The 13,463-nt window shown below is 67.7% G+C and carries 9 protein-coding genes; 4 read left to right on the plus strand and 5 right to left on the minus strand.

What is annotated here, in order from left to right:
* Nucleotides 1–99: 99 nt before the first annotated feature.
* The 5 genes from ACZ4UX_RS01890 to ACZ4UX_RS01910 all read right to left on the minus strand — a co-directional run bounded on the left by ACZ4UX_RS01890 (nt 100) and on the right by ACZ4UX_RS01910 (nt 6,318).
* Complete coding sequence (locus tag ACZ4UX_RS01890; RefSeq protein ID WP_465704920.1) at nt 100–897, minus strand: phosphoadenosine phosphosulfate reductase; 798 nt, start codon at nt 895–897, stop codon at nt 100–102.
* Nucleotides 898–1,119: 222 nt separating this feature from the next.
* On the minus strand, nt 1,120–1,764 hold the full coding sequence (locus ACZ4UX_RS01895) for a hypothetical protein (protein ID WP_465704923.1): 645 nt from the start codon (nt 1,762–1,764) through the stop codon (nt 1,120–1,122).
* Nucleotides 1,765–1,925: 161 nt separating this feature from the next.
* Nucleotides 1,926–2,837 (minus strand): phospholipase D family protein, encoded by a 912-nt coding sequence (locus tag ACZ4UX_RS01900; protein ID WP_465704925.1) that lies wholly within the window; start codon nt 2,835–2,837, stop codon nt 1,926–1,928.
* Nucleotides 2,834–4,702 carry an ATP-binding protein gene (locus tag ACZ4UX_RS01905; protein WP_465704927.1) on the minus strand — a complete coding sequence of 623 codons (1,869 nt, stop codon included), beginning with the start codon at nt 4,700–4,702 and terminating at the stop codon, nt 2,834–2,836. Before ACZ4UX_RS01905 ends, ACZ4UX_RS01900 begins: the two co-directional genes overlap by 4 nt.
* Entirely contained in the window at nt 4,699–6,318 is a 1,620-nt protein-coding gene (locus ACZ4UX_RS01910; protein ID WP_465704929.1) for a DEAD/DEAH box helicase, read from the minus strand. The genes ACZ4UX_RS01905 and ACZ4UX_RS01910 overlap by 4 nt, the downstream gene beginning before the upstream one ends.
* A gap of 428 nt (nt 6,319–6,746) precedes the next feature.
* Here ACZ4UX_RS01910 and ACZ4UX_RS01915 point away from each other — a divergent pair, with 428 nt between their 5' ends.
* From ACZ4UX_RS01915 to ACZ4UX_RS01930, 4 genes are read left to right on the plus strand one after another with little or no spacing between them, the layout of a single operon-like run.
* Complete coding sequence (locus ACZ4UX_RS01915) at nt 6,747–7,916, plus strand: cysteine desulfurase family protein (protein WP_465704931.1); 1,170 nt, start codon at nt 6,747–6,749, stop codon at nt 7,914–7,916.
* 53 nt (nt 7,917–7,969) lie between these two features.
* The gene (locus ACZ4UX_RS01920; RefSeq protein WP_465704933.1) at nt 7,970–9,070 is read left to right on the plus strand and encodes a DUF4007 family protein; all 1,101 of its coding nucleotides are present in this window, start codon (nt 7,970–7,972) and stop codon (nt 9,068–9,070) included.
* Entirely contained in the window at nt 9,067–12,624 is a 3,558-nt protein-coding gene (locus ACZ4UX_RS01925) for an ATP-binding protein (protein WP_465704935.1), read from the plus strand. The genes ACZ4UX_RS01920 and ACZ4UX_RS01925 overlap by 4 nt, the downstream gene beginning before the upstream one ends.
* Before the next feature lie 2 nt (nt 12,625–12,626).
* Complete coding sequence (locus tag ACZ4UX_RS01930) at nt 12,627–13,460, plus strand: phosphoadenosine phosphosulfate reductase family protein (protein WP_345278744.1); 834 nt, start codon at nt 12,627–12,629, stop codon at nt 13,458–13,460.
* Nucleotides 13,461–13,463 lie beyond the last annotated feature (3 nt).

Below are 13,463 nucleotides of genomic sequence, written 5' to 3' on the forward strand. Positions count from 1 at the left end.
GAAGCGCGGTTGGTCTGGGTGCGCTCTACCAGTTGTGCACTCTATCGGGCCGCGGTTCGGGCAGCCGTGCTGTCCTCCGGTTGGCCGGGCGGCGAGTGGTCAGGTCATGCACCAGCCGGAGTCGCAGCTGCTGTCCTCCGTCTCCTCGGGCGGGGCTTCGCGCTGGGCGGGGATGGCCTCCGCGAGGGGCCTGCCGAAGCGGGTCAGGTAGACCGGGTCGCGGCCAAGGGCAGCGCGACGGCCGTTCACGGTCTTCTCGAGTGCCACCGCCTGGGCGAAGAGCTCTGGTTCTGCCTGCCGCTGCTGGCGCCAGGCATCGACGGTGCGGAAGGGGCAGAAGAAGCACGAGCTCTTCGGGGGCACGGGGAGGCCGGCGTCCTTGATGATCTGCTCGCAGTCGGAGCGCCGCAGTCGTAGGTCGAGCAACGGGTACTCGATCTGCTCGTGGGGTTCGCTCCGGCGGCGGTTCGCCCGGTGGATCTCGTCGAGTGAGATACCGATCCCCACAGTCGCCGGGGCCTTGGCGGTCGCTCCGTGCTGCCGGAGCCAGCGTCCGACCACCTTGATCTTGAAGTCCGCGGTGCAGGACCTGCGGCCGGGGGCTCCGTTCGCCATCCGCACCGGGATGGGGATCGAACGGATGCCTGGCCGATTCAGTCGCTCCATGAGCGTCTCAGTACTACCGTCGCGGCGCGTCCTCTGTAGCCGGTGCAGTTCGAGACCGGCGTCTGCGGCGAAGGGAGCGGCGATGTCGCGGATGTAGGCGAGGGTTGCCGGGTGCTCGCTGTTGTCCCCGACGTTAGCGAACAGGAAGGTGGTGTAGTCGATTTCGCGCTTGGCCGCGAGGACGAGGAGCGCGGTCGACTGAACCCCGCCACCGTAGGAGATCGCTCTCATGCGCCCACTTCCTGTCCACAGGGTGTGGATATTGAACTTCCGGTGTTGGTCGGCGCCGTGGTGGCGCAGTTGTCGCGTGGCATGAGGCCCCCCTGGTGAGCGTGAATCCCGATGTGAGAGATTCTATGGATAGAGTATCTCACATCAACTGTTTATTTCACTCGGGGGTGGGCGGATGCGAGCGGGTGGGAGCGGGGCAGCCAGTTGCCTGGACGTGCGTGTCTACCGCTTCGGTCGGATGACTGTGGTGTGTCCTTCGGCGAGCATCTCGGTGACGAAGGAGAGCGCTTCCTCGTGCTCGGAACTGGTGAAGCTCTGCGCTTCGGGCAGTGGCTTCTTGGGCGACCTCGGCTCGGCCACGGCTCTGCGGCCCCGCGGCTTCTGGGCGAGACGCTCGCCGGCCTGCAGCCGTTCGATCTCGTCCATCACAAGGCTGCGCCCGCGCTCGGTGGCGTCCGCGGTGATGGTGTCGAGTAGCCAGAGAGGGGATCGGGAAAGCTCCAGGTCGGCCTCGGCGATCCGCTTACGGTGCCGCCAGCGGGACACCGTTTGCTGGGTGGTGCCGAGAACCAGGGCTACTTCCTGGATGCCCGCGATGGTGGGCAGCAGCTCAGGGGTGTCGACGCGGTACCCGTTGGGGATCTTCCCCTTGTACTGTCGTAGGCGATCTTCGGTCACGTGCCGGCCGGCGTGGCCATCAAGCTCGAGGACGGTTCCGAGCAGCCAGTACGGGTTGCCCGAAGCGAGCAGATCCGGCTCGCCGAGCGTGCCGTCAACGCGCCACTTGGCCGAGGTCTGGCGCTCGATGCCGAAGAGGTCGGCGATTTCGGCGTGCCCCAGCAGATACGGGACCCGTCTTGCTGCCATGTCCCGCGCCTTCTCCGCTGTACGCACCACGATCGAGCCCGGTTGCGGGCCCCCTCAAAATACCGCGCAGCTCGGTTCCGTGCTGGGCCCTCCCGCCGGGACCGGGCCTGCCGGGAGCCGGCGGCGCGCACTACCGCGCCGCCCGACCCCCAGCAGGGACGCTATGCGAGTTCCTTGCCCTGACGGATCTCCCAGGGCCCGGTGGCCACGAAGTGGACGTCGTCGAAGTAGTGGAGCCAGGCCGCGATGGTCTCGACCGCGCGTTTGGCCTGCTCGGCCGACAGGTCTCCCTCGGCCAGCAGTTCCTCCTGGGCGTCGGCGAGGCTCATCCGCCCCGCTGCCGTCAGCGCGTGCAGCTCGGGCATCGCGCGGAGGCGAGCCAGTACTTCTGCGCCGAAGGCCTGCTCGTTGAGGCCGGGGCCGATATCGAGGTGCGCGAGGTCGCGAAGCACGCCGATGAGCACGTCGCTGCCGACGTGGCGGTGTCGCCCGTTGTAGACGCGGTAGAGCCGGTCCGGGTTCCGTGTCTCCGGCAGCCATCGTGCCGGCTGTTCGCCGTGGCCAGGTACCACGACACCTGGGCTGTCCTCGTCGTCCCGCATGAGGGCGGCCTGTTCGCGGATCTGTTCGGCCAGCTCGACCGTCCCGGGGACCGTGTTGGCTTCGAGAGCGGCTAGGACTCGCTGGACCTCCGGGTGGGCCGTGTCGGCTTCGACGAGGAGCTCGATATTCGGTGCCGGCACACGGCCGGTGGCCTTGCCCGTGAGGTTGGCAGACCCGACGAGGCAGCGGCCATCGGCCACGTACAGCTTCGCGTGCAGGTTGTGGCACAGGCGGATCGTGGCACGCCCGTCGTTGTGCGCCAGCTCGGCGATCTCCGGGTCGGAGACGCCGGCTGCCACCTCGGGAACGGACCAGCGGGTGACGCAGGTGATCTTGTCGACATCCGCGGGAACAGCGTCGAGCACCGCCTGGAAGACCTCCTTCTTGATGAAGGGTGCCACCAGGATCACGCGGTCGGTCGCGGTTGCGAGGAGCTGTTCGATCTGGCGCCAGACGTGGTCGAGCGTCACTCGTCGTCCTCGTCGTCGGCGTCGCTGGCACCGAGGAACTCGCTGGCGATGCGGCCCCAGTCCTGGCGCATCCGCTTCGCGCGCTCGCGAGGCTTCTCGGGCTGCTCGTCCTCGAACCGGGCCCAGGAGATCAGGATGAGCTTGAAGGCGTTGGCGGCCAGGGTCAGACGCTCGGCGAGTTCTTCGCGGCTCGCGCCGTCGATGTCTCCGTCGAGGACGGCGATCAGATCGCTGTAGACCGGATGGTCCATGTTGAGGGCGACCTGGAGCATGCCGGGGATGTACTCGACGTTGAAGAAGGCCGGCGAATCAGGGTTGCGGCTGGTCAGGAGGCGGACGTGCTTGCCCTGCGACATCGTCTCCTCGATGATGCGTTGGGCGTCGGCCGGGCTGTAGCGGTGCGTTTCGACCAGGCTCTCGTACTGGAGCTGCTTGCTCTCCGCCTCCGTGGTCTCTTCCGCGAGCTGGTCGGTCAGGCTGGGCCGGGTCTCGGTGCGCCGCCGCTGGACCGCCACCTCGGCCTGGACCTCGGCCACCTCGTGCCGCTTGCGGCTGGAGCGGGTGCCCTCGGTCTGGTGCGCGAGCTCGGTGCGCAGGCGGCCGAGGAGCTTCTCGCGGATGTGGTAGACGATCTCGATGAGCGGAAGGCGGGCATCGCCTTCGTCGCGCAGTTCCTCCCGGTACTCCTCCCAGGACAGTCCGGCTGCCTCCTCGCGCCAGTTGAAGTTGGCGAGGCTCGAGAAGATCGTCGCGGACTGCTTGTTGTTGGTCACACCGAAGACCTCGTCGAGCTCTGGCGGGAAGTCGATCTCCACTCCCCACCAGCGCTCGACCGGGTCGTAGGAGTTGATCCATCCGGTGTCGAGGTCGAGCTCGCGGTCTGCTCGGATGAGGGAGATTCCCAGGTTCTTCGCTGCGTGCTTGCCCCATGGCGTCTCGCCGGGCTTGAGGCTCGGCGGCACGTTCGGCGGCCACGGCTCGCCCGGCGCGTCCGTGCGACGCGCGGAGTCCACTGCAAGGGAGGAGCGGACGTGCACGGGGTATTCGTGCCCGTTCGCGGCCCGGACCATGAACCTCTCGACCCCGACCTTGCCGGTGTTGCTGGCGCCGAAGGGCCGGAACATCGGCTTCTTGTCGAACGGTGCCGGTGTGGCGCTCGGTGTCATGAGGTACAGCGGGTCGTTCGGGCGGGTGTCACCGGCGCCGGGGAGCTGGGCCCAGCCCCGCACCGGGACGAGCTTGATCCGCTTGCCCTTGGCAAGGAGATTCCGGTAGATCCGTCCGATCAGGTTCTCGGTGTTGGCGACGGTGGTCTGGGCGCCGCGCCACTGGACGCGTTCGAGCTCCGTCCACTGCACGAGGGTGCCGGAGCTGCCCAGCCCCTCGGACAGGGCCTGCCATTCGTCGGGCACGGCGTCGAGCTTGGGCTCCGGTACCTCCTCAAGGCCCTTGCCGATCTCATTGAGGTCGAGGTAGGTGTGCAAGGCGTTCTGGGGCCCGTTGGTCCAGGACCAGACATCCACACGGTTGCACTGAGAGATGCTCGAGTTGGGCAGGCCGACACCGAACCGGCCGATGCCCTTGCGCTGCTGGCGGGTGCCGGCGCCGAACCGCAGGGACTGCCGAAGGGTCTCGGGGTCCATGCCGGTCCCGTTGTCGAGGACGGCGATCTTCTCGACGCGGTACCGCGCTCGCTGGCCGGTGTGCTCGTTGCCCTCCACGACGAACAGCTCGACGAGGTCCGCCTCGGCCTCGAGACCGTTGTCGATGAGCTCGGCGATGGCGTGGGCGGTGGACTTGTAGCCGCTGTCCTGCAGCGCCTTGACCGTCAGGTCAGAGGTGACGATCGAATACTTGGATGTCATCGGGCTTTCCACACGTCCTCCCAGTTGGTGAATGCTTCCGCTACGTCTCCGAAGCCCGGCAGCGCGGGGTCGATCACGGTGACGATGTCGCAGGTCGGAGTGCCGCCGGCTTTCGGGCCGCGGATGACCCGGCCGACCATCTGGCTGTAGAGGACCAGGGACCGGGTCGGGCGGGCGATCACGGCCGCGCTCGCGGCCGGCGCGTCGAAGCCGGTAGTCAGGACGCCGTAGTTGGAGAGGACCATCGGCCTGGTGCCCTGTCCCTTGAACCTGGCGATGGCCCGATCGCGGTGACGGGGGGAGGACTCGGCTGTCACCTGGTCCGCGTCGAGACCGAGTACCGACAGGATCGCCACCAGCAGGCGGCTGTGCTCGACCGAGGCCGCGAAGAGGAGAATCCGGCGGTGGCGCTGGCTGAGATCGATCACCGTCCGTATGATCTGCAGGTTCCACTGCACGTTGCCGGCGAGGCGAGCCATGAGGGTGTCGGAGATGTCGAAGGAGGTGGCGAGGGCCTGCTTGTCCCGGCTGCTGAGCGTGGTGCCGGACTCGGCTGCCACGGTGCGGAAGTACGGGCGGGCGAGGTAGCCCTGCTCGATGAGAGCGGTGACGGGGTTGTCGTAGCCGTCGATCTCCAGCATCACCTTCTGGCGTGCGAAGAAGTCCGACAGCTTCTCGTCCTCGATGATGTCGGCCCAGGTCCGACCGGGGGTTGCCGTGAGGCCGAGCAAGCTGGAGTCGCTGCGCAGAGTGAGTGCGTCGACGGTTCGGCGGTAAGTCGGGGCGATGGCCTGGTGGGCCTCGTCGAAAAGGGTGAGCGTGGTGCGCATGCCGAGACGGTCGAGGAACGTCGGGTCCGTGCCGGCGGCCGCGGTGGCTTTGTCGAGGCCGAGGACCACGATGCCGTCCTCGATTCCGTCGAGGTCGGTCGGCGCGTCCCCCCACATCCGGACCACGGACACGTCGCGGTTGCCGAGAGCGGTCCAGGCGTTCTCGAACTCCACGGCTGCCTGCTCAAGGAGCTCACGTCCGCGGGCCAGCCACACCACGACGGTCGGTTCGTGCCGCCGCAGGTGGTCACAGATGATGTTCATACCGGTTCTGGTCTTCCCGACACCGGTGGGAAGGTGCAGGACGACGCGCCGTTCCCCGGAGTACAGCAGTCGCTGCACGCGGCCGGCCGCGAGGCGCTGGTGGGGGAAAAGCCCGTACTGCGGCGTGCTGGAGCCCCGGAACGCGGGGGGCGGCTCGGGCGCCCGGTCGACGACGAGCCCCAGAAACCCGAGAAGCGTGCGTCGCTGGTCCGCAGACCACGGCAGGGCCGCAAGGAAGCGGTCGGTGGTTCCGGCAGGTGTCCCGCCGAGGCGGTCGGCGAGTTCAGCCCGCTTTGCCTCAGGAAGCAGCTGCAGGAACTCCGCGCGGCGGACCGGGGCGCCGATGATCCGCTCGGGGGCGACCGCCGAAGCCGCGACCTTTCGCAACGCTGCCTCGGTGTCCTGCCCCTGGTGCAGGAGGTCCAGGAGGTCGCAGGCGTGCTCGCCGAGAAGGCTCCGGATATAGGGCAGAGGCGCGCCCCCGAGGACAGACCCGAACGGGATGCCCGGTGACCCCGTCATGCCTTGGCCAGATCTGTGCGCGTTCCGCCATCGCCATTCACCTGCGGTATTCCCCTCTGCCGGACCCGGCCACCTTGCGGTGTGACCTTCCCCTCGCCCCTCCGTTGGTGACCAAACCCTAGCTCTGCGTGCCAACACGCCGCTGTCGGCCCCGGAAATCCGGCTGCTCAGCGGCGGCGAAGTTCTCGACCGTAAGCGAACTTCCCTGTTGGGCAACGGGGTTAGGCCCCTCAATGGCAGCGCCAACCTGTGGGAACATTTGTTCGCCTTGCTGGCTGTGGCCCGCGTCGGATAAGGGGAAACCAAGCCTCCGCCCCGTCTGTCCTTCGATCCGGCTAGGATCGCGGGGTACTACTGGTGGAGGTTCTCGCGCCGGACGAGACGCCCCACCAGTCGATCGACCAGAGCAGAGCGAAATGGGGTGGAGCGTGACATTCAAGTCACCTGATGTGGTTCCGGCCTACCTCGACTACAACGCGACGGCCCCCGCTCGCCCCGAAGCTCTTGAAGCTGCTGTCGCCGCCATGCGTACGGTCGGCAACGCCTCGAGCACGCACCGGTCCGGCCGGGATGCCGCCGATCGCGTTGACCTGGCACGCCGTCAGGTTGCCGCCCTCCTGAACTGCTCTCCTGGGGAGATCGTCTTCACTTCGGGCGCCACCGAGGCGAACAACCTCGCCCTGCGGGCGGCGTTTTCCGCCGGCGGCCGGCTGGTGACGAGTGCGGTGGAACACCCGGCGGTGCTGGAGACCTCGAAGGCTCTGACCGCCGATGCGCCTGGATCGCTTGTGGTTCTTCCCGTCGACACCGACGGCCTGGTGGATCCGGCCGCCCTCCGCGAGGCGCTCGCCCATGGCACGATCGCGGTTGTGTCGCTCATGGCGGCCAACAACGAGACGGGTGTGCTGACGGATCTTGCGCCGATCGTGGAGGCCGCCCACGAGGCCGGAGCCCTGGTCCACACCGACGCGACTCAACTGGTCGGTCGGCTCCCGATCGACCTCGCCGAGACGGATGTGGACCTGCTGTCGCTGTCCGCGCACAAGTTCGGCGGACCGCAGGGAGTCGGTGCGCTGTTCGTCCGCCGGGGCGCACCCCTGCCCTACCGCCCGCTGCTCCTCGGCGGTGGACAGGAGCGCGGCTGGCGAGCCGGCACTCTGAACGTCGCTGGCATCGCCGGCGCCGGGGCGGCTGCCGAAGCCGCCCGCCTCGCCTTGGGTGACGAAGCGGGGCGGGTCGCACTGCTGCGTGACGCCTTGGAGGGGGCACTCGTTGAACAGATCAGCGACTGCCGGATCAACGGATCAACGGGACGACGCCTGCCCGGCGTGACCAGTATCACGTTCCGCGGGGCTCCGGCGGATGCGGTTCTCGCTTCGATGCCGGATGTGGCAGCTTCGGAGGGGAGCGCCTGCTCCTCCGGCGCGCCCAGTCCCAGCCACGTGCTCCTGGCCATGGGACGCAGCCGGGAAGAGGCAGACAGCACCATTCGGTTCTCCCTGGGGTACGCCACGACCACCCACGACGTCGAGCGAGCCGTGTCCTCCACGGTACGAGCGGTCCAACAAGTCCGGGCCGCCCTAGCACCTGCGATATAGCTCATCTCACTCAAAGATCATCCAAGCCTGAACAGACCCGGAGAACACCTCGCATGTCAGATAGCCGGCTCGCGGAAGCCGCTCTCCCCTCCTTCTCGCGGCACGAGACGTTCGCGCCGCGCTTCGGGTGGCTCCATAAGGCGTACATGCAGGTGAAGGAGAACCCGGAGGCGTTCCTCGCAGAGGACGCCACGGTCCTCCTTGGCGTCGGTAAGAACATGGTCAATTCCATGCGCTACTGGTCACGGGCGTTCAAGCTGACACGAGAGCACTACGGCGAGGAAAGCAACTCCCGCGCGTTCCTCTCGTACCCCACGTGGGAGGCACGCTGGCTCCTTGACGAGGACGGCGCCGACCCGTACCTCGAAGAACAGGGCAGCCTGTGGCTGCTGCACTGGTGGCTGCTGAGCTCCCGACCGGGTGCCAAGAGCTGGGCGCCGTCCTGGTACGTCGCCTTCCAGCTCGCCCCGTTCGCGCGATTCTCCGAGAAGGACCTCATCGAGCTGATCGTGCGCCACGTGAACCTCTCCTACGAGGGCGCACCAGCGGAGGGGTCCATCAAGAAGGACGTCGACTGCATCACCAAGATGTACGTCCCGGCGAAGCGCGCCAAGAACGGCGGACCCGGCGCACTCGAAGATTTGCTGGCCTGCCAGTTCCGCGAGCTCGGCCTGATCGAGACCGTGGAACAACCTGTCTCGGGCCGCACGGAGTGGGAGTTCACCACTGGCACTCGCGTCACCCTGCCGGACCGGATCGTCGCCTATGCCTGCCTGGACTACGCCTCCACCACCACGCGCCAGGCCGGATCCATCTCCCTTGCCCGGCTCGCCAACGAGCCCGGCGCCCCCGGGCGAGCCTTCCGCATCCGCGAGCCCGACATCGCAGCGGCGCTGGAGCGAGTCGCGGCCACCACGCCCGGCCTGCAGCTCGTCGAAGCTGTCGGCCAGCGCAGTCTCGTTTTTGCCTCCAACCCCTTCGAGCTCGCCTGGGACGTCCTGGACGCCCAGTACGACCACGTCCGCAAGCAGCCGGGCTTCCCCACCCGGGCAGAGTGGGCCCGCTCCTACCCCAAGCTCGCCGCCGCCGAGGCCCGGGAGCTCCGCAGCACCGTTGAGCAGCAGCTCCCCCTGATCGAGGAGACCTCCGAGTGACCACCGAGACCCCCTCGCGGCCCAAGACCGCCCGTAAGACCGGTGGCACCGAATTCCCGGCCGGCATCCACCTCGTCGGTTCCCGGATGCGCTCCACCAATGTGGAACGAGACGTCCTCGACGAGCTCCACTCGCCCTACGTGGGCACCCGGGCGCTCGACGTGCTCGACCGCCTGGCCAACTCCCTCGGTGACCTCCGCCGCCCCCGCTCGTGGTCGCTCACCGGTGCATACGGCTCGGGCAAGTCCACCCTCGTCAACCTCATCGACGCCCTCCTCGGTCACGACGAAGGGCGCCGGGCCGAAGCGCAGGAGGTTCTGGCCGGCACCAGTGCCGGGCTGGCCCATCGGATTGCGGCAGCCCGCGACGAGCTGGCACCGGCCGGTTTCCTCGGGGCCGTTGCCACCGCCCGCCGCGAACCGCTCGTCATCACCCTGTCCCGGGCCCTGCGCACCGCGGCCCAGCGTCGGTGGCCGACCCGCATGCCCAAGTCGGTCTCCACAGCGCTGGCACGATGCGAAGACCCTACGGCCGCCGAGCCCGCGGACGTCATCGCCGCAGTGACCGCCCTGTGTGCGCAGCAGCCGCTGCTACTGGTCATCGACGAGTTCGGCAAGACCCTCGAACACCTCGCGGGACACAGCCAGTTCGCCACCGCCAAAGCGGACCTGTTCCTGTTGCAGGAGCTGGCCGAGAAGAGCGCCGGCCCCAAGGGCCTGCCGCTGTTCATGATGACCCTTCAGCACATGTCGTTCATGAACTATGCGGGACAGTCCAGCGAGCTGCAGACCCGCGAGTGGGCGAAGATCCAGGGCCGGTTCGAGGACATCACGTTTGCCCCGCACCTTGGCGACGCCGTGCAGCTGATGCGTCGCCGCCTCGACCAGTCCGAGGTGCCCGCGGCCGGCCAGAAGCTGATCATGGCCTATGCCGAGGCGGCTGAAACGACCTGGCGCGATCACGGCCTCAACGACGTCGTCGTCCTCAAGGCACAGGACTTCGCGGACCTCTACCCCCTCCACCCCCTGACCGCGGCCGCAGCACCGTTCCTCGCTTCGCAGATCGGCCAGCACGACCGCAGCCTCACCGGGTTCCTCAACAACGACGAGCCCAACACCGTCCGCCGCTCGCTGGCGATGCACTCCACCGACAAGCCTCGCCGTGCCAGCACGGTCAAGCTGCCACAGCTGTACGACTTCTTCCTCGACTCTGGTCGGACCTCGCTGCTTGCCTCGAGCAACGCCAGTAAGTGGATCGAGATCGAGTCGCGTCTCACCCAGGCCAACGGGCTGTCCATCGCGGATCAGAATTTGCTGCGCACGGTGGGCATGCTCAACCTGATCGACGAGGACGGCGCCCTGCGGGCGACCGCCGCGATGGTCTACTACGCCCTCCACGAGCCCGGCGAGGCAGCTGATCCGAAGGCGTTCGCTGTCCTCGAAGAACAGCTCAACAACCTGGTGGCCCGTGGCTTCCTGGTTCATCGGCGCTTCAACGGCGAGTACCGCGCCTGGCGCGGAAGCGACGTCGACATCGACGGGCGCCTGAAGGAGACGCTCAGCCACCTCGACGACACCGTGGTTGCCCAGCGCCTCGGCGACTACCTCCCCGTGGCAGTGGCCGCCGGCCGGCACAGCCAGGTCACGGGCATGCTCCGCGCCCTCTTCGTCCAGATCACCACAGCGCAGACCAAGCAGCTCAAGGGACCGGACGCACTCGCCGACCACGCCGACGGCCTCCTGGTCTTCCACCTCGGCGGGATCGAGGACAGGCCTGTCGTCGAGTCCTCCCTGCCCGTGGTCCTCGGCGTCACAGAGGAGCCCGACCTCGTCCTGCGGGCCGCGTTCAACCTTGTCGCGCTGGAGGAATTGCAGCGCGACAAAACCCTCGACTTCGTTGCCAGGCGGGAGATCAGCGAACGCACGTCCGGTGCGAAGCGGGAGTTGCTGGAACTTCTCAGCGCCGCCTTCTTTCCGCCCACACAGCGCGCGACCTGGCGGCTGTGGCGCTCCGGCATCGCTGCCGATGCCGAGGACGGAGAAGTGATCGAGGGTCGCAGCCTGAGTTCGCTCGCATCCACCGCCTGCGACCGGGTCTTCCCCCACACACCGCACATTCGCAACGAGATCATCGGCCGCCACGAGTTGAGCAGCCAGGGCGCCAAGGGCCGCCGCGAGCTGCTGACCGCGATGCTGCAGAAGTCCGGCGAACCGCACCTGGGCATCGTCAAATTCCCGGCCGAACGATCGATGTACAGCGGTGCACTGGCCTACATGGGTCTGCACCGCGAGAACCCTGCCGCTGCCGACCAGTCATCCTCCTCGCTACTGCCTTACGGGTTCTCTCGCCCTGGCCCCGCTCACACCCATACCCACGAGGCGTGGAACGCCCTTGAGACGGCGCTGACCGAGGCACACGAGCGCACCAGCCTCGAGCGGATCTTCCGGGTCATCATGGTGCCGCCGTACGGTGCCAAGGCTGGCGTTGTTCCCCTGTTGGTCGTGACCGCCCTCATCCTGCGCAGTCACGACGTAGCTCTGTTCGAGGACGGCTCCTACCTGCCGCGGCTCACGCCCGACGTGGTCGAGCGCATGGTGAAGTCTCCCGGCCGCTTCTCCGTCAAGGCCACGCCCGTCGGTGAGGGGCTTCGGCACAGTGTCGTCAAGAACCTCTCGCTGGCGCTCAAGGTGGAGCCGCCCCGTTCCCAGGCCCTGCGCAACCCTGCGCTGCTCGCGGTGACCCGCGCGCTGCTGGAACGGGTCATGGTGCTCACTCCCTATGCCCGCCGCACGCAACGGCTCAGCAAGGACGCTCTCGCCGTCCGTTCTGCCCTGTTCACGGCGCAGGATCCGGACGAGCTGCTCTTCCACGTGCTTCCCAAGGCGCTCGGCCTGGAGCCGATCACCCCCGAGCTCCGCAAGAGCACGGCGGGCAACAAGGGCTACGTCGACCGGCTCGCCGCCGCGGCCGACGAGATCGCCGGCGCCGACCGCGCTCTGCGCGCGGAAGCGGTCGAGACGATCAGCCGCGAATTTCGCCTGCCGTCCTCGCTGCCCAAGCTGCGCAAGGCACTGGCGGCCCGGCTGAAGGGCTTTGCGGGTGTCTCGCTCAGCTTGGAGCTGCGCGGTTTCGTCGCCATAGCGCTCAATGAGTACCTGGCGGACGAGGACTGGCTGGACCCGATGATCGTCCGGTTGTCCCATGCCGCCCTCGGCGACTGGTCAGACAACGACGTCGCAGTCTTCGGCCGCCGGGTGCGAGAGATGGCCCGTGCCCTCGACCGCGTCAGCCACCTGTACAAAAGCGATGCTCCTGCAGACGGCGAAGAGGAACTCGAAGCCCGCCTGCTCACCCTGACCGACAGGGACGGGGCGGAACAGCGCACCCTGATCTACCTGCCGAAGCAGGCCGAGCGGGAAGCCGAGAACCTGGCTGTCAGTGTCCTGGAGCAAGCTGAGAAGGCGCTCGGCCCTGACGGCGCTCGAATCCTGCTTGCCGCCCTGGCCCAGCGCGTCACCGACCCCGCCACCAGCGAACTTGAGAGGATGGAGTGACCATGACCGACACCGCTTCCGGAAAGAAGGTCCGGCACGTCATGGGCCTGTCCGGCGGTAAGGACTCCTCTGCCCTCGCCATCTACATGCGTGACCGCGTGCCGGAGATGGAGTACTTCTTCTGCGATACAGGTGCCGAGCTGCCGGAGACGTACGAGTACCTCAACAAGCTCGAGGCCGCCGTCGGCAAGCCGATCACCCGGCTGAATACCGACCGCGACTTCGACCACTGGCTCGAGGTCTACCAGGGCACCCTGCCCAGCCCCCAGATGCGCTGGTGCACCAAGAACTTGAAGATCAAGCCACTTGAGGACTGGATCGGCGACGACGAGGTCATCTCCTACGTTGCCATCCGCGCTGACGAGAATCGCCTCGGCTACGTCAGCACCAAGCCCAACATCACTGCGGTCTTCCCCTTCCGCGAGGACGGCATCGACCGGGCAGGTGTAAGCCGCATCCTTGACGAGGCTGGCACCGGCCTGCCGGCCTACTACGAGTGGCGTACCCGCTCTGGTTGCTACTTCTGCTTCTTCCAGCGCAAGCACGAGTGGCTCGGCCTCAAGGACCGCCACCCCGAACTCTTCGACAAGGCCGTCGCCTACGAGGAGAAGGTCCGCCACCAGAGCACCGCTATGCAAGGCCGCGACTACACCTGGTCCCAGGGCGAATCCCTGCACGAGCTGATAGAGCGCCGCGAGGAGATCCAGGCCAATCACGAGGCCAACCTCGCCCGGGCCGCGAAGCGGATCAAGCCCAACAGGCCACTGCTCGAGGTCCTCTCCGACGCCCTCGACGCCGACGACGATGAGGCCGGCTGCTCCGTCTGTCACCTCTAGTCA

This window comes from Kitasatospora sp. NPDC028961, from assembly GCF_055564815.1.

What these genes read in the sequence shown, in the direction of transcription:
- ACZ4UX_RS01930 (WP_345278744.1), top strand. Translation starts at nt 12,627, where the DNA reads ATGACCGACACCGCTTCCGGAAAGAAGGTCCGGCACGTCATGGGCCTG.
- ACZ4UX_RS01890 (WP_465704920.1), bottom strand. Translation starts at nt 897, where the DNA reads ATGAGAGCGATCTCCTACGGTGGCGGGGTTCAGTCGACCGCGCTCCTC.
- ACZ4UX_RS01920 (WP_465704933.1), top strand. Translation starts at nt 7,970, where the DNA reads ATGTCAGATAGCCGGCTCGCGGAAGCCGCTCTCCCCTCCTTCTCGCGG.
- ACZ4UX_RS01905 (WP_465704927.1), bottom strand. Translation starts at nt 4,702, where the DNA reads ATGACATCCAAGTATTCGATCGTCACCTCTGACCTGACGGTCAAGGCG.
- ACZ4UX_RS01895 (WP_465704923.1), bottom strand. Translation starts at nt 1,764, where the DNA reads ATGGCAGCAAGACGGGTCCCGTATCTGCTGGGGCACGCCGAAATCGCC.
- ACZ4UX_RS01910 (WP_465704929.1), bottom strand. Translation starts at nt 6,318, where the DNA reads ATGACGGGGTCACCGGGCATCCCGTTCGGGTCTGTCCTCGGGGGCGCG.